The organism is Mesorhizobium sp. NZP2077, assembly GCF_013170805.1.
GTDB lineage: Bacteria > Pseudomonadota > Alphaproteobacteria > Rhizobiales > Rhizobiaceae > Mesorhizobium.
The window spans coordinates 4,401,752-4,415,983 of record NZ_CP051293.1 but is presented as its reverse complement, the minus strand read 5'-3'; the positions used below and the strand labels follow the sequence as shown (position 1 = coordinate 4,415,983).

19 protein-coding genes and 1 tRNA gene are annotated in these 14,232 nt (G+C 60.1%); 6 read left to right on the top strand and 14 right to left on the bottom strand.

The genetic code is table 11. The features are described from left to right. Positions 1 to 51: 51 nt before the first annotated feature. A complete protein-coding gene (locus HGP13_RS22000; protein ID WP_172229013.1) occupies positions 52 to 1,152 on the top strand; it encodes an aminotransferase class I/II-fold pyridoxal phosphate-dependent enzyme in 1,101 nt (366 codons plus the stop codon). After that, entirely contained in the window at positions 1,149 to 2,018 is an 870-nt protein-coding gene (locus HGP13_RS21995) for a hypothetical protein (RefSeq protein ID WP_172229012.1), read from the top strand. The genes HGP13_RS22000 and HGP13_RS21995 overlap by 4 nt, the downstream gene beginning before the upstream one ends. A 40-nt stretch (positions 2,019 to 2,058) precedes the next feature. On the opposite strand, the gene HGP13_RS21990 is transcribed toward HGP13_RS21995, so the two are convergent. The 4 genes from HGP13_RS21990 to HGP13_RS21975 form a co-directional block, all read right to left on the bottom strand. Beyond that, on the bottom strand, positions 2,059 to 3,108 hold the full coding sequence (locus HGP13_RS21990; RefSeq protein ID WP_172229011.1) for a DNA polymerase III subunit delta': 1,050 nt from the start codon (positions 3,106 to 3,108) through the stop codon (positions 2,059 to 2,061). Next, positions 3,105 to 3,779, bottom strand: coding sequence for a dTMP kinase (tmk, locus tag HGP13_RS21985; RefSeq protein WP_172229010.1), 675 nt, complete (start codon positions 3,777 to 3,779; stop codon positions 3,105 to 3,107). The genes HGP13_RS21990 and tmk overlap by 4 nt, the downstream gene beginning before the upstream one ends. Positions 3,780 to 3,865: 86 nt before the next feature. Continuing rightward, positions 3,866 to 5,032, bottom strand: coding sequence for a D-alanyl-D-alanine carboxypeptidase family protein (locus tag HGP13_RS21980; protein ID WP_172229009.1), 1,167 nt, complete (start codon positions 5,030 to 5,032; stop codon positions 3,866 to 3,868). Positions 5,033 to 5,115: 83 nt separating this feature from the next. Next, entirely contained in the window at positions 5,116 to 6,333 is a 1,218-nt protein-coding gene (locus tag HGP13_RS21975; protein ID WP_172229008.1) for a septal ring lytic transglycosylase RlpA family protein, read from the bottom strand. A 299-nt stretch (positions 6,334 to 6,632) separates the two neighbouring features. Between HGP13_RS21975 and HGP13_RS21970 the strand changes: the two genes are divergently transcribed. From HGP13_RS21970 to HGP13_RS21960, 3 genes are all read left to right on the top strand, one after another. Beyond that, positions 6,633 to 6,791, top strand: coding sequence for a hypothetical protein (locus HGP13_RS21970; protein ID WP_172229006.1), 159 nt, complete (start codon positions 6,633 to 6,635; stop codon positions 6,789 to 6,791). Positions 6,792 to 6,842: 51 nt separating this feature from the next. Beyond that, positions 6,843 to 6,986, top strand: coding sequence for a hypothetical protein (locus HGP13_RS21965; protein WP_172229004.1), 144 nt, complete (start codon positions 6,843 to 6,845; stop codon positions 6,984 to 6,986). Positions 6,987 to 7,246: 260 nt separating this feature from the next. After that, positions 7,247 to 7,336 (top strand) — tRNA-Ser (locus tag HGP13_RS21960). Between the two features lie 122 nt (positions 7,337 to 7,458). Here the strand turns inward: HGP13_RS21960 and HGP13_RS21955 are convergent. The 4 genes from HGP13_RS21955 to HGP13_RS21940 all read right to left on the bottom strand — a co-directional run bounded on the left by HGP13_RS21955 (position 7,459) and on the right by HGP13_RS21940 (position 9,229). Then, positions 7,459 to 7,938 carry a hypothetical protein gene (locus HGP13_RS21955; protein WP_172229002.1) on the bottom strand — a complete coding sequence of 160 codons (480 nt, stop codon included), beginning with the start codon at positions 7,936 to 7,938 and terminating at the stop codon, positions 7,459 to 7,461. 85 nt (positions 7,939 to 8,023) lie between these two features. Then, entirely contained in the window at positions 8,024 to 8,278 is a 255-nt protein-coding gene (locus tag HGP13_RS21950) for a hypothetical protein (RefSeq protein ID WP_172229000.1), read from the bottom strand. Further along, entirely contained in the window at positions 8,275 to 9,078 is an 804-nt protein-coding gene (locus HGP13_RS21945; protein WP_172228997.1) for a hypothetical protein, read from the bottom strand. The genes HGP13_RS21950 and HGP13_RS21945 overlap by 4 nt, the downstream gene beginning before the upstream one ends. Next, positions 9,071 to 9,229, bottom strand: coding sequence for a hypothetical protein (locus HGP13_RS21940; protein WP_172228995.1), 159 nt, complete (start codon positions 9,227 to 9,229; stop codon positions 9,071 to 9,073). Before HGP13_RS21940 ends, HGP13_RS21945 begins: the two co-directional genes overlap by 8 nt. Before the next feature lie 192 nt (positions 9,230 to 9,421). On the opposite strand from HGP13_RS21940, the gene HGP13_RS21935 reads away from it, so the two are divergent. Further along, positions 9,422 to 9,631 (top strand): helix-turn-helix transcriptional regulator, encoded by a 210-nt coding sequence (locus tag HGP13_RS21935; RefSeq protein ID WP_172234806.1) that lies wholly within the window; start codon positions 9,422 to 9,424, stop codon positions 9,629 to 9,631. A gap of 638 nt (positions 9,632 to 10,269) precedes the next feature. On the opposite strand, the gene HGP13_RS21930 is transcribed toward HGP13_RS21935, so the two are convergent. From HGP13_RS21930 to HGP13_RS21905, 6 genes are all read right to left on the bottom strand, one after another. Next, entirely contained in the window at positions 10,270 to 10,650 is a 381-nt protein-coding gene (locus HGP13_RS21930; protein WP_172228993.1) for a hypothetical protein, read from the bottom strand. Then, entirely contained in the window at positions 10,647 to 11,003 is a 357-nt protein-coding gene (locus HGP13_RS21925) for a hypothetical protein (RefSeq protein WP_172228991.1), read from the bottom strand. Before HGP13_RS21925 ends, HGP13_RS21930 begins: the two co-directional genes overlap by 4 nt. A gap of 14 nt (positions 11,004 to 11,017) precedes the next feature. After that, positions 11,018 to 11,398, bottom strand: a complete 381-nt coding sequence (locus HGP13_RS38020; protein ID WP_246707089.1) for a hypothetical protein — start codon at positions 11,396 to 11,398, stop codon at positions 11,018 to 11,020. 144 nt (positions 11,399 to 11,542) lie between these two features. Beyond that, positions 11,543 to 11,833, bottom strand: coding sequence for a hypothetical protein (locus tag HGP13_RS21915; protein ID WP_172228989.1), 291 nt, complete (start codon positions 11,831 to 11,833; stop codon positions 11,543 to 11,545). 319 nt (positions 11,834 to 12,152) lie between these two features. Beyond that, on the bottom strand, positions 12,153 to 12,515 hold the full coding sequence (locus HGP13_RS21910; protein WP_172228987.1) for a hypothetical protein: 363 nt from the start codon (positions 12,513 to 12,515) through the stop codon (positions 12,153 to 12,155). A 63-nt stretch (positions 12,516 to 12,578) separates the two neighbouring features. Continuing rightward, complete coding sequence (locus tag HGP13_RS21905; protein WP_246707461.1) at positions 12,579 to 14,222, bottom strand: hypothetical protein; 1,644 nt, start codon at positions 14,220 to 14,222, stop codon at positions 12,579 to 12,581. Positions 14,223 to 14,232: the final 10 nt, after the last annotated feature.

The following is a 14,232-nucleotide window of genomic DNA, read 5'->3' as shown; positions in this document are numbered from 1 at the left end:
AAGGCAGGTCGCCATCCGTAGTTTCGCGGCGGTACAAAAAGGCAGACCGGCATGGCCACGACTACGCAATATGATCCGCGACAGATCCTTGATGCGCGCTTGCGTCAGGCCGGCGCCAGCAAAACCGTTTACGCCCTCGTCACGCCCGAGATCGAAACAGTAAAGGCCGAGCTGCTCGGCAGCAGCGGGGGGAACGGCCCCGATCCGGTCCGCGCAGCCTATCTCGATCAGTTTCGCCATGCCTGGACCGGGAAGCAGAACGCACTGCACAGGCGGTTCTTCGACACTTGGCTCGGCTGGGCAAAGCCGATGGCGCCCCTGGACCCGGCTGCCTTTCCATTCAGCTATCCCACATCAGGCGCAAGCGAGCCGCTTTTTCATCTGATTGCCGACTACGGCAACCGCGCACGCGTCGAGGGGTTTTCGCCTCGGCTTGTGATCTTTCGCGGCGAATATGAGGGCTACAAAGCGTATGCGGAAGCCTGTGGCGTTGCGGTGGTGGAATATGAACGCCACGCCTGGCGCGATGTCGCCGATACCGTCAATCCCCGGGATCTACTCTGTCTCAGCCAGCCCTCGGCCATCGATGGCATGGTGTGGCCGCAGGCCAATGAATTTCTGCGTCGCCTGAGCCAGCGCGCGAACCCGGCCCAGCTCGTCCTCGATTTGACCTATGTCGGGGCGACCGGCGAACCGCCGGCGGAGACGATCCTCGCCGACGCGCCTTGCGTGAGCGCCGTGGTGATCAGCCTGTCCAAACCGTTCGGCGCCTATTACGACCGCATCGGCGGGGTGTTCTGCCGATCGGAGAATCTCGGCTTGTTTGGCAATCAATGGTTCAAGAACCTGACATCGCTGCAATTGGGAATACGGCTGATGGAGCGGTTCGACGTCTTCGCCATGGCGCGCCGCTACGCGAGCATTCAAGGCAGCGTCGCCGAACATGCCGGCCAGGCGCTCGGCCTTGCCTTGACGCCCGCGGACGTCTTCATCCTTGCCCAGGCCGCGGCGGGAGCGCAAAACGATCCCGATCTGGCCTCCTATCTGACGCGTGCCCCTGGGGCAGTCGATGCCCGGCCACGCTTGTGCCTGACGCCAGGCATGGCGGAGCGGATCGGCATGGCCAATCCGAATTCCGAGACGCTGTCATGAAGAATTTGATCCTGCTCGTCACGAGCGATGACATCCATGCCCACTGCCTGGCGCACTGGAAAACGGAAGCATTCCGATCCTCGCATCGCCAAGGCGGTTATGTCCACGGCATCGTCGATCAATATGCCCGCCTGCCCCGCTTCAGCTGCGAAACCACCAACGACCGCCTGGAGCGCGCGCATTTCTGCACATGGTGGGGGCTGACCATGCGCCGGGATGACTATGCGTCCCCGGCTATCGAAGACCTCTACGTCCTGCATGAAATCTGGCACGCCGCGCATATGCCCTTTATCCCAGGCATCGGATTCGAGGCTTTCCACGGCAAGATGGAACGCAACGAACTCGAAGCCAGCGTGGCGTCCGAACTGCTGGTCTATTTCAAGATCGATGGGCTGAGGGAAAGCGCCTTTCCCCATCCCATCTACGCGGACCGGTTTCTGAACGATCCGGCGATGCGGCTTTTATGGCGTGAGAATGAAGTCGTCGCCACCAACACATTGCTCGAAGCGCGCCGCAACGTCATGTATTCCAAACCCGAAGGCGACATGGACCTAAGCGAGCGGTGGATTCGCAAATTCACCATGCAGAATCGGCAATGGTCGATCGTCTGGGCCGACCGCTACCTCGACATCGAGGATCATATGCACCGGTTCCAGCAGATGGCTCTCGGCGGCGACAGGAAGGCAGCCGCCGACTTTCACGCCGACTGGATCGAAGCCGAAGCCGCTACGGACACGGTGGACCACGTACCTTTCCGCGACCAGGCGCTGCTCTTCGCCACCATCTATTGGGCTAATCGCGCGAAATACGATGCCGCGCTCGCGGTCCAGCGAAAAAACCAGTCCGACAATACGACCCTTGCCTGAAAGCAGGCCGCCTACGTCGAAAGCTTCGCCGAAAGACTGTTCACATCGCGGACTTCACGCGATCGATCATGGTCAAGGCATGCTGTTTCTTGTCGAGATTGTAGGTCTCTGTCTCGGAAATCGCGTCCAACGCCTCATGCCAGGTGTCGGAGAGCGTTTTGGCCCGCGCGAGGTCACCGGCGAGCGCAGCCCGGCTTGCCCCATCCGACAAAAGGTCGAGTGCCCGGCGGTTGAGAATATCGAACTGGATCGCCTGGTCGCGGCCGGCGACGGCTTCCGCGAGCCGATAGGCGCCTCCGATGTCGCTCTTTCCCTTCGCCACCAGCGCATCGAGCGTCTCGGCGATCTCAAGCCCGCCATATTGCGTCAAAAGGATCGCGTTGCGCGCGCTGCCCCCTGCCCGTTCGACCAGCGCCGCCCGTGCGGCCGGATCACCCGGTGGCGGCGGTTCGGCGGTCTGCAGCACCGCCAGTAAATCGTCGGCGTCGAGCGGCGCCAGGCGTATCACCTGGCAGCGCGAGCGGATCGTCGGCAGTAGACTGCCCGGCGCGTGGACGATGAGGATGAACAGCGTTCGCGCCGGCGGCTCCTCAAGGTTCTTCAGCAAGGCATTGGCGGCATTGGCATTCATGTCGTCGGCGGGATCGACGATGACTACCCGGTAGCTGCCGTCATGCGAGGTCATCGACAGGAAGCGGCTAACCCTGCGGATCTCGTCGACGGTGACGACCGTCTTGAAGCTCTTGGTCTTGTCGTTCATCGGACGCGTCAGATGCAGCACACCCGGATGCGCCCCGGTCGCGATCTGGCGAGACAGCGGCGAGGCCGGATCGGGAACGGCAAGGCTTTCCGGCGCCTGCGCGAAGGCCGGGTGCTTCAGCAGGTGATGCGCCAGATGGAAGGCCAGCGTCGCCTTGCCGATACCGACAGGTCCGGCAAAGATCAGCGCATGCGGCAGCTTTCCCGACCTATAGGCGGCGGCAAGCATCTCGGCCGCCTGCCGGTGCCCGACCAGACGGGGCGTTTCGGACGGTTCGGGCACGCCGTCCAGCGTGTCATGCTGTTCCGGCGCTATGCGTTCGAAGATCATACCGGTGCGGCCTGCCTGTTGCGGGCGGTTGCCCTCGCCTCCAGAGCCGCGAACACGGCCGCGGTGACGACGTGCTCAACCGTATCGGGATCGGCGGACGCGTCGATGACGATGCAGCGTCCCGGCTCAGCCGCGGCGATCGCCAGGAAGGCCTCGCGACGGGCCTGATGGATGGCAAGTGTTTCCTTCTCGAAGCGATCCGCGTCGGCATCGCTGCCGCGCCGCAGCGTCGCGCGCCTGAGTCCTTCGGCCGGATCGATATCGAAGATCAGCGTCATGTCGGGCATCATGCCGTTGATGGCGACCTGTTCCAGCGCATCCATGAAGGCCGGGTCGATCCCGCCGGTGACGCCCTGGTAGACGCGCGAGGAATCCAGGAAACGGTCGCATAGCACGATCGAGCCGTGCTCGACCGCCGGCCGGATGACCTGCTCTACATGGTCGGAACGGGCAGCGGCGAAGAGCAGCGCTTCCATCTTCGGCCCGAATGGCTCGGCCGCCCCTGAAAGCAGCACATGCCTGACCGCCTCGGCGCCCGGCGAGCCGCCCGGTTCGCGCGTGAGCACGACGTCATACTTCTTGGCGCGCATCTTCCTCGCCAGCCGCTCGATCTGCGTTGACTTACCTGCGCCTTCCCCGCCTTCGAAGGTGATGAAAAATCCGCGCGCCAATCGAAAGGGCCTTTGTCCAGGTTGGAGTGGATTGATTGTTGCGCTCTAGATAGTCCGCGTTCGGGAAAACGTCCATGCCGTCGGTGCTATCGCAGCCAGCCGATCGCCAGTTCCTTGACCGCATCGAGTGCGCGTTGCGGCAGTGTTCCTACACCGATCGACTCGGCGGCGAAAAGCGGTGTCTCCTGGCTCAGCGTGTCGCCGATCCAGACGCGCAGCGCGCCCACCGGCTGGCCCTCCTCCACGGGTGCTGCAACCGGGCCGGTGTAAACGATTTTGGCCGTCATCTTGTCGCGGTTGGTGATCGGCAGGAAGATGTCGATCGGCCCTTTTGCCTTCAGCGTCACGCCGGATTTCGCGCCGCCAAAAACCTGGGCCTCGCCCACCACCTCGTCCTTGGCAAAGATCTCGGTTTTTTGGAAGGAGCGGACCCCCCAGTCGAGCAATTTGCGCGCCTCTTCGGCACGTTCCTTGTCGTTGGCCAGCCCGCTCATGGCCGCGATTACCCGCGTGCCGTCGTGGCTGACCGAAGCGACGATGCCGAAGCCGGCCGCCTCGCTCGCGCCGACGGCTAGACCATCGACGCCGAAATCCATGGCCAGCAGCGGATTGCGGTTCCTCTGCGAGATCTTGTTCCAGGTGAAATCCTTCAGGCCGTAATAGCGATAGAAATCCGGGTAATCGCGCCACAGATGGAGGGCCAGCTGCGCCAGTTCGCGCACCGTCGTCTGCTGGCCGTCTGCCGGCAGGCCGGTCGAATTGACGAAGGTCGATGTTTTCAGGCCGATCTGGCGGGCCCGCTCCGTCATTTGCGCGGCAAAATTTTCCTCGGATCCAGACATACCTTCTGCGATGATGATGCAGCCGTCATTGGCCGCCTGCACAGTCACGCCCTGGATCAGGTCCTCGAGTCGGATCGCCGATTTGAGCTTGGCAAACATCGTCGATGTTCCCGACGGCGCGCCGCCCTTGCGCCAGGCGTTTTCGCTGACCACGAACGTGTCGTCGAGTTTGAGGCGCCCTGATTTGATGGCGTTGAAAACCACTTCCATGGTCATCAACTTGGCCATCGAGGCCGGCGGGATCGGCTTGTCGGCGTCTTTCGAAAACAGCACCGTGCCGGTGTCGGCATCGATCATGAACGCCTGTGTGGCCTTGGTCTCGAAAAGCTGCGCATGGGCTGGAACGAGGCAAAGCAGCAGCAAAGCCAGCCCCAGGAAGCCGGCAAATGGCGGAAAGGCGCGCAACTGCATGAAATCTCGACCCGTTTGCCGGTTTTGGCACAGCCAAGCTATCAGGGTTTTTTCCGCCGGATCAACCGCGCGGGCAAAATAGATCAGTTGCGCACAGCCAAGGCGTCCGGCGCGCCGTGCGACCATGCGGCCTGCAGCAGATCATCCACGCCGCCATGACCGTTGGGATAGAGATTGACCGCGTACCAGTCATTGCCGTCGAGATCGGAACGCTGGATCTCTGTTCTGCCAAAAGGTTGAAGTGCGGCGGCCACGCGCTTGGCTTCGGCGGCATCGTCGAACGTTCCGGCTGCGACATAGTCGGCGCTAGAGGGCGAGGCCTGCGGGTTGGACTTCTTCCACGACCGCAGGATGTCGGCGGGCGCCATGCCGCTGTCGTCGAGTGCGGCAAAGACGTCGGCGCGCTTTATGCGCTCATCCGCATAGGACAGCGAGGCCACGGCGAATGGCGACTGCGGCGGCAGGCCTATCTCGGGACGCTCCGGTACGATCGGTCCGAAATCGGGCAGCACCAGATCGCCGAAAGCCGGCGCCTGAGCTGACAGGGCGAACGCCTCGCCGGAATTCGTCAACTGACCGGGGAACGGCACGGCGGCGGCGCCCACCGGCACGCTTGGCGACGGTCCGTTCATTGCCACCATGACACCGGTTGGCAAGCCATCCGACGGATCCGGAATCCTGTTGCCTGGGTGGTAGGACGCCATCAGATACTGGTCGTCGTCGCCATCGAGCGGTGCGCGACCGACATATTCCACCTTGACCTTCGCGGTGCCGACCTTGGCGTAGTCGAGCATCTGCGCGGCGCGCTCCGAGACGTCGATGATGCGGTTCTCATGATACGGTCCCCGGTCGTTGACGCGCACGATGACCGAACTGCCGGTTTCGAGGTTGGTGACACGGGCGTAGCTCGGCAGCGGCATGGTCGGATGCGCGGCCGTCAGATGCGACATGTCGTAGACTTCGCCATTGGCGGTCAGCCGGCCATGGAAAGCGTCGCCGTACCACGAGGCCAGGCCGACCTTGGCGTAGTGCCGATCTTCCTTGGGGTAATACCACTTGCCGCGCACCTGGTAGGGTTTGCCGAGCTGGTCGCGACCGCCGCCACGCCGCATGAATTGGACGCGCGGGCTTGCCTTCACGCCATATTCGGTTTCGGCGAAGTATTCCTTCGAGCGAGGCTTGGGATTGACCATCCCCTTCGGCTCAGGCTGCGACGCGCAAGCCGCCAGCAAGGCTGCCGACGCAGCAAGCAGCGTGAGCGTGGAAGCGCGACGAAGACGCGGGCGCGTCGTAGCCTGCATTTTTCCTGAAATCCCCTACAGTCTCAATCAAGACGCCGTGGTTTGAACAGCAGAGGAGCCAAAGCACTCACTCGACAACACCAACGGCGCCCTGAACCCCGATCCTTTGTGCGCAGGAATTGTTTATCACGATATTAACCGATTGTGGCCGGAACCGGGCAAGATTGTGACGGCGCCCTGCTGCGCCGGGTGCGCTGCGTCGCATATATTAGCAATCGCTTGAATTTTCCCCAAATCAAGATCATTCTTAGCAATGGGTGTGGTCCGCCGTTCGTCAAGCGTTGAAGGGGTTTAGCGTCATGGAATTCGCAAGCTGCTATGATCAGAGCGCGAGCATTTTTGCGTCAACGATGTTCCTGAACATCACAGCGTTTTTCTTAATTATGGCCGCATTTGCCGTTGCACGGCTGGTCACAATATCCGGCGAAGGTTCGGTCGACCGGCTTCAGACCGCATAAAACCTTGGGCACATGGCCGGGATGATCGCGATCAAGGACTGGACTTGCGGCATGAGTGACGAACTCGGCCGTGTTGTGCTGACGATCAACCCGACAGAGGGTGAGCCGATCGTCGTTCTGATGACAATTTTTCAGGCGGCAAAAATAGCCCAGGAACTGCGAACGCCGAAATTCATCCCCTTTTCCCCTGTGTGACACGTTTGAACGTTCCCCGCCTCATCGTCGAGCGGGTGCCACCTCGGAGGATCGCTCCACCTCCCCACGGCTTCCGTAAATTGAGTCCCGCACTTGCCCGGTCAACAGGAAGGCGCCGCAGCGGTGGTTGACGCGGCCCTCAATGCCGCTTTACAGAAATGAACAGCGAACCGGTCGGGAACTCCTTCGGTGCCAATCCGGTGCCAACAGATGAAAACCCGTCGGAAGCGCACTGTACCAAGTGATTGAAAAATCACGACGGAGGGATGGCCGAGCGGTTTAAGGCACCGGTCTTGAAAACCGGCGTGGGCGCAAGTTCACCGTGGGTTCGAATCCCACTCCCTCCGCCACAACCTAAGCAAAATCAATCACTTAGGCACCATTTTGCCGTCTTGCCATAACCGTTGACCTAAATGAAAAAGCCCGCCACCGTGAGGCAGCGGGCCAAAGCTGGCGCGGAGAAACTTGATTTTCAGACCTCGTCCTTGACCTGTTCCCAGACTTCCTGGGCGCCTTCTACGAACCAGATCAGTTGGTTGAGAGTCGGTCGCTTGTCCTCGGAGCCTGTCAACATCTCGCACATTTCTGCTATCTGCATGCCGTCGATATCAAGCTCGTCGTAGTAGGCCACGCACATGGCCCGCAGAAGTTCGTTTGGTTCGTCGTATTGGTCGACGTCGATCTCGCCGTAGCGAGCGAGTTCGTCATACTGTGCCCGCTCGCTTGCCCACTCGCGCCCGTCTTTTGTCCATTCCGGGCGCTGCTGCTCCTCGATCTTCTCCTTCGATGCGCGGAGCCGTTCAATCACTGCTGTCATGTCACTGCCTCCTTTGAGGGTTGAGTTGATCTGCATTTCAAATGCTCGCTGGGCGATGCCGGACCAATTATCGGTTGGCCGGGTGTCCATGCGCTCTTTCAGTTCGTCCGGCAGGTATATGCTCATCTTTGCCATTCGCGCCTCCTTTATGCGTATATGTATTGCATATGCGCATAGTGGTGTCAAATGGCGAAATGTGCGCATCCTAGTGCTTTAGAATTTAGAGACCCTGCCCTCCCGATATGAAGCCGGGGCCGTCGTAATCCCCGTGATCGTCCTCGCGCTCGTCTATCGCTTCCCGCTCGTCGTCGCCTTCGCGATCGTCCATGGTGCGCTGATCAAAGCCAGCGTGGTATGGCTCAAGGTTCTCGTCGCCATCGATCTCGTCGAGCAACGACAGCAGGTTCTCGATCGTCGTTTCGATGCGCAGGCGAAGGGTCGGCGTCATGCCGATGAACAGGGTCTGGCGATTCATGACGCACCCGCCTTCCCGGCTACACGGGCGATGTCGTCCATAATGAAGTTGAAGTCTTCCCCGTCGTACTCCCACACCCGATGAACCCGCACCTTGGAGGCAAGGTCTTCAAGCGTCATGGCGGGATGGCGAAGGAGCGCGTTGGCCACGTCCGAAGTACGGTGCGTGGCCTTCATGTATGCTCTATCGAGCTTGCCGTAACCCGTCTTGCGGCGAGCAGCAGCGTCGGCTTTGTTATACGCGCGCATTGCCTCGGCATGTTCGACGCTGGCGCGGTTAGGCGGTAGCTTTGCAAGGTCAGCGACAGTGGTGCTGCGAAGCCTGTCGGCTTCCTCGGGCGTCATTTCACCCATGACGGGCCGACTCCCCTTGATCTCCATATAGCGCAGCTCTGCCGCATTCAGCGCCGGCTCTATGGCCCGGAGCGCTGCCCATTCGGCGTGGAATGCGGCTTCGAGTTCGGCCACTCGGGCAGAAGGTGAAGGCGACCGATCAAGGCTTTCGAACGCGACGGGATGCTTGCGCTGGCTGTAGGGGTAGACGTGAGCCTTCCAGATATCCGGGACGCCATCAACTCCGAGGTCGACCATCCAGTCGTCCATGGCCCGCGCCAGGGCCCAGGCCAAGTTGTTGACGCGGGTGACCGGCGCCTCATTGACGACCACCGCAGCGGCTGCGTTGCGAGGCGCAACCATTGCGGCGATGGTGGCAGCTAGGCCCGACCCGGTGACGGCCAAGGCCTTCCGGCGGTTGAAATTGGGCATGCCTTCGGCGGCTGCCGTAAGCTGGATCTCATCCATGGAAGTCCTCCTCGATGTTGTCGATTACGCGGGCGCCAGCGTCGTGCAGGACGTTGGACGTCTTCAGGAGTAGGTAGGCGAGGCTACCGCGCGCCAGGCGCGTGCGTAAGGCCGCTGCGCTCAGCAGCATGGCTATTGCGGCGTAGGTCATGACGGCCTCCGCTGGACGAGCAGGATCCGGCCGGAAAATCGCCCGATGATCGGCATTACCTCGGCAGCGGGCATAGCTTCGCCGGCCGCCGGAACACAGGTGTTCGGCATTGGATTTCTCCAGTTGGTTGTGATACTTACACTTGTGAAATTAGCACAAGGGACATGAGTTGTGAAGCCTGCACAAGTGAGGATGGCGAGAGCGGCGTTGAACTGGTCCCTTGCCGACCTTTCCAAGGCGGCTGGAGTTCACCGCAATACGATCTCGAATTTCGAGACAGGCAAATACGGCGGCTCGGAAGACGCATTGGCGGCGATCGAGCGCGCCCTCGAAGCGGCTGGCGTCGAGTTCATCCCCGAGAATGGCGGCGGCGCCGGGGTCAGGCTGAGGCGCGCGCGATGAACTGGCGTCGTGGGTTGATCAGGATTTGGATCCTGTCATCAGCGGTGTGGATTGGATATATAGTTTGGCGGCTGTACAGTAGCTGCTTTGAGATGCTTGACCTCAACGGCGTTAGAACGGGCCAGGAGTTATGCTCTGCAGAGGCATGGCCGCACGAAGGTCCGAACCGCGTCGCCGATATACTTGATTTTGAGTTCGCCCACTGGCTTGGATGGGTCAGTCAAGCTCTGCTGCCGCCATTGGCGGTTTTTCTCTTTGCCATATTGGTGCGATGGGCACTGAACGGCTTCAGGCGCCAAACTTCTAACTAGGACAAGACACCCCCTCTTGGTGTCACCGAGACCGATGGAGGCGCCGATAGGTAAGGCACTTGCCTTCCATGGCAAAGCGAAAGTTACTTCGAAGGTAACTTCCGGCTGCCCGGTTTCTTGGCCACGGATTGCTGTCTGAGCACCGCGTAACAGACCACGCCGAGTGAAACGAGAAATAGGCCGAACGTCGGCACTTCGAAGTAAAGCGCCCAAGCTGGCGGCACGATCACGTCCTCAACCCGAAAGAGTAGCAGGGAAAGAAAAGCCCCAGCCCCACCACGCACTATACCCTTGGCCTTCGCGGCCAAGGCCATAGTGGTCACTTCCTTAATTGTTGGAAGGGCCACGAGACGCCAACTCCAGCCATTGCGCGAGGGCGGTCATGCATATCAAAAACAGACAGGCGGCTGCGGTGGTCAGCGGAACGGCGGCGACAAAGAAGCCGGCAACCAAAAGGGAAAGTGCGGCCACCCCCGTAAGCAAGGCGACAAAAAATCGAAACCTTACTTTTTGAAACGTCGCGTCGTCCATATCGGATGATATTTGGGGAACGCGTCTCATAGGTCTTTTAGGAGCTGAAACAGATCCAGAAAAGACCACACTTTTGGGGGCGGCAGCGTCCGGTGTTTCATAGCGGTAGGACTCGCTGGAGCGGATTTCCGGTCGAGACTCAAACTCCGCCGGAAATGTGGCGGTGTCGAGGGTCATAGTTCGTCTTCCAGAACAATTTCAGGGTGCGCCTTGAGAAAATTCCCAAGATGGCCTTTCAGCCATTGGTGGAGTGATAGCGCCGTTGCGAAATCAAGGTATAGGGTGTCCTGTACAATTCTAACCATGCCGTCTCTGCCCTCTCGACTATCGCCGACCTCCGGTCCCAACGAGCCTTCAGAGGAAAGTTCAAACGTAATGGCGGTAGGGATCGGAGGCCGCTCCGCAAAAACCGACAAGTGCAGGTCACCGGTCACCGGGTTGATACCCCCGAAAACACCGTTAACATGTATGTCCCTGGCGAGTGGTGATTTAATGTAGTGAAATTTGATGGCTTTAGGTTGATCAGCCATTGCACCCCCGACGCCTAGGATTGCCCCTTCCTATGCTTGGCCGGAGATTTACCAGAATCGCTGCTTTTGTCTACAGTGTCTGTCGTGCTGGTCTTTTCGCGCGGCTTCGGCGTGATCGTCTCGACCCGCACCTTGCCGCCGATCTCCTTGGCCATATCGAAGGCCGCCTGTTCGTCCTTGGTGGTCAGCAACTCAGCGGCCGCAGCAGCCTCAAGCTGGTGGGCATGTTCCGTCGCGATTTTGAGCAGAGTTGCAGCCGTTTCCTGGGGCGTCCAACCTTGCGCCTCTGACGTAGTCACCAGGGCCGCGAATGCGGCTTCTAATGCGACTTCACAGTTCACCTCACGATCTGGGCTTCCCTCTGGTAAGATCGGTGGTTCAACAGATTGGGACATGTCTGGCTATTTTCTCCTAGGATGAAGAGCCCGCGCCACTCGGGGAGGCGCGGGCCGATCGGAGGGCCGATCTTCGGCAGGCAATGGAGCGCACCACCTGCCGCACGCATCAATCTTTAGAGATGGCTAACGTTCCGTCGATCGTTACCTTTGATCGAAGGTCGGTTTCCAGTCGCGGTTTCGTCGGGCGTTGATGCCCTCGTAATCAGGAACGACGGTGAAGAACACAGGGCGCCGATCGCGGCCGGCGACCTTGCAATCCGAGCACGCAAAGAGCCCCACGAGATCCCAGTGCATGGCACCATGATCCGGTCCCAGCTTGTCGATCAGCGCTTGAATATCGACCTGGGCTGATTTGCTGCAGACAGGATGCCCGCAATGCACATAGACGGTTTCACGGGCGGCAAGGGTTTCAGCGAGGGTCTTTTGGGGCATGGCGATCTCCGTTGAAGGGTCGCCGCAAGGGAGAGGATTATATTCCTGATATCGATCTGGATGGCAATAGGCTTGGCGCGGCATCAAAGAGTTTGGCGACCAAACGGTTCGCGGCGGCTCTCCACCAGCGCCCGTCGGTCATCGCGCCCACAATACGGTCAGCACGATTGCTGCGGCCAGAAAACAAATTGCTAGGTCTATGCCCTTTATAAGCAAGATGCTGCGCCATCCCATTCGCCCCTGGCCCCTCTTTTGGTCAAAGCTCATATTAGCTCGCCGCGGAGAAGCCCGCCAGCGGGCGTTCTTGGCCAGCCGTTGTCTACGCGCCGAAAGCCTTTCCCGTGCTCTGGCGCCTTGCTGTGGCCTGCAGGAAGCGCGCATTCGACCTGGCCCGGAATAGATCGACCTCGGCTTGCACCTTCGCCTCTCGGGCCAGGCGGTATACTTCAGGGAGCGGCTGCCAGTCGGCCGGCTTCACCTTCATCGTCCACTTCGCGTGGCGGAAACCCCAATGTTCGATGCCGACGAGATCTGAGCCGTCAAACCAGCACGTCACATTCAATTTGGCGAAATGCAATTCTCGAGCCGCCCACCAAATCTTGTCGATGGCGCCGTCGGGCGGGCCTTCTTTCCACGGCGTGAAGCCTTTACCAGGACGCTCGATAAGGTCGTGGTCTTGCAAGGGCGCACCTCATGCTGGAAGTGCGCCGATATTGCATAAGCCGCCGGTTATCGGCAAGCCTCCCTATGCGCTCGCTTGTGCTCTGACAAGTTCGTTGAACATGTCGCGGGCGCGCTGCTTAGCCGTATCCGCGCTCTCATTGGCTGAAGCGACATAGTTCAGCGTGATCGAGGTGCCTGGTTGCTGGACATTGACGGATGTGTTGAACGAGCCATCACTCGTCGTCGGAGCGAGATGGATTGTCGGGACTTTGCCTGCGTATGAAGTCATGCCCGGAATGAACACCTGGTCGTGGGTCAAAAACCCGTTGCCGGCTGCGGAGTTATCGGCCGTGTCGGTCTTCGAAACTAGCAACTGCAAAATGGAGCCAGACAACTGACCGAACGTCGCCGCGGTGACATCGCTGAGCTTGTTGATGGTGATGTTCTGCTGGGCCGAATAGCCGCCGATATCGCTGCTCAGACTTTGCAGATAGGACTTGGTGTTCCTGTCAAGCGTCGAGACGTTGTCGGCTGTTTGCTGGGTATTGCCGGCGGTGGCCTTTGCATTCGGGTCTGGCGCGCCATAAGACCGAACGTTGACGCCGCTGCCATTGACGTTCGTCTGTTCATTGTACTGTTGCGCCGGCAGCGTGATCTTATTGGGATCGCCACCATAGCGCGTCACCGTTGGAAGTGCGCCGCCGGAACCTCCTTGCATGGCCGCCAGTGCATCCATTGAAGCGTTTTCAGCCTCGCGGAATGCTTGGGCGAAATTGGCACTTATTGCATTTGCCGCAGAACTGCCCGCGCCCTGGACCTCCGCCAGCTTGGCTTTCAGATCGTTGAGGCTGGTGGTGGCGTCGGCAATCTCGATGTGGACATCGGCACCGGCGGCGGCCTGCGCCTGCAACTCGACCAGTTTCTTTTCCAGAAAGTCGATGCCGGACGTGAGGGCTGAGGTATCTGGGGCCGAAAATTTCATCCCATTGACGACGTCGTCGGCAAGGCTGCCAGGGATGATCGACAGGCCCGTGATCTGTGACAGCAAATCCCTGAATTTTGCCAGACTGGGGTTGTCAGCGAACTCGGTCATGGCCTTCGAGATGCCATTTATCTCTTTGGACAGGTTCGCAAAATCATTGGTGGCCGCAACAATTGCTGGTGCAGCATTGATCAGCGCCTCGCCGATGTTGTGGTTTATGACGGCGCCCAGAACCTTCAGCTTTTCGTCGAGCTCGCCGGCCTTCGCCAAGAGTTCGTCCGGGATGATGATCCCTAGCCCTTGCGCGGTCTTCTTGAACTTCTCGATCGAGGCTCGGCCCTGATCGAGCAAGCGAGACATCTCCACGCCGCCCTTGCCGAAGACGATTGTCGAAAGCGCGGCCTTTTGCGATGCGTCGCTGGTCCTGGCCATGGCATCGGCGACAAGCTTGAGGCGCTCTTCCTGATCTTTTGTATTGATGATGCTCTGCAGCAGTTGCGGGTTCAGGGTTTTCAGGCCGCTGTAGAGCGATCCAGTGCCGTGAGCGGCAAGACCGGCGTTCTTGGCGAAGATGTCGAGCGATGAGTTCAGGCTTTCCTGGTCGATATCGGCCTGCCTGGCTGCGAAGCCGAGCGCCTGGTAAGTGTCGGTGTTCAGCCCAGATGTCTTCGCATTCTTGGAAATCGCGTCATATTCGCTGACCGTTTCTTTCAGCTTATCGAAGGCGGCTTCCAGCGAAAACACCGCCGCCAAG

Excerpts from the sequence above, each read along its gene's own strand:
- HGP13_RS38020 (WP_246707089.1), bottom strand. The coding sequence starts at position 11,398 with ATGTCCCAATCTGTTGAACCACCGATCTTACCAGAGGGAAGCCCAGAT.
- HGP13_RS21930 (WP_172228993.1), bottom strand. The coding sequence starts at position 10,650 with ATGACCCTCGACACCGCCACATTTCCGGCGGAGTTTGAGTCTCGACCG.
- HGP13_RS21995 (WP_172229012.1), top strand. The coding sequence starts at position 1,149 with ATGAAGAATTTGATCCTGCTCGTCACGAGCGATGACATCCATGCCCAC.
- HGP13_RS21915 (WP_172228989.1), bottom strand. The coding sequence starts at position 11,833 with ATGCCCCAAAAGACCCTCGCTGAAACCCTTGCCGCCCGTGAAACCGTC.
- HGP13_RS21965 (WP_172229004.1), top strand. The coding sequence starts at position 6,843 with ATGAGTGACGAACTCGGCCGTGTTGTGCTGACGATCAACCCGACAGAG.
- HGP13_RS21925 (WP_172228991.1), bottom strand. The coding sequence starts at position 11,003 with ATGGCTGATCAACCTAAAGCCATCAAATTTCACTACATTAAATCACCA.
- HGP13_RS21945 (WP_172228997.1), bottom strand. The coding sequence starts at position 9,078 with ATGGATGAGATCCAGCTTACGGCAGCCGCCGAAGGCATGCCCAATTTC.
- HGP13_RS21980 (WP_172229009.1), bottom strand. The coding sequence starts at position 5,032 with ATGCAGTTGCGCGCCTTTCCGCCATTTGCCGGCTTCCTGGGGCTGGCT.
- HGP13_RS21955 (WP_172229002.1), bottom strand. The coding sequence starts at position 7,938 with ATGGCAAAGATGAGCATATACCTGCCGGACGAACTGAAAGAGCGCATG.
- HGP13_RS21950 (WP_172229000.1), bottom strand. The coding sequence starts at position 8,278 with ATGAATCGCCAGACCCTGTTCATCGGCATGACGCCGACCCTTCGCCTG.
- HGP13_RS21990 (WP_172229011.1), bottom strand. The coding sequence starts at position 3,108 with ATGATCTTCGAACGCATAGCGCCGGAACAGCATGACACGCTGGACGGC.
- HGP13_RS22000 (WP_172229013.1), top strand. The coding sequence starts at position 52 with ATGGCCACGACTACGCAATATGATCCGCGACAGATCCTTGATGCGCGC.
- HGP13_RS21940 (WP_172228995.1), bottom strand. The coding sequence starts at position 9,229 with ATGACCTACGCCGCAATAGCCATGCTGCTGAGCGCAGCGGCCTTACGC.
- HGP13_RS21975 (WP_172229008.1), bottom strand. The coding sequence starts at position 6,333 with ATGCAGGCTACGACGCGCCCGCGTCTTCGTCGCGCTTCCACGCTCACG.
- HGP13_RS21970 (WP_172229006.1), top strand. The coding sequence starts at position 6,633 with ATGGAATTCGCAAGCTGCTATGATCAGAGCGCGAGCATTTTTGCGTCA.
- HGP13_RS21935 (WP_172234806.1), top strand. The coding sequence starts at position 9,422 with ATGGCGAGAGCGGCGTTGAACTGGTCCCTTGCCGACCTTTCCAAGGCG.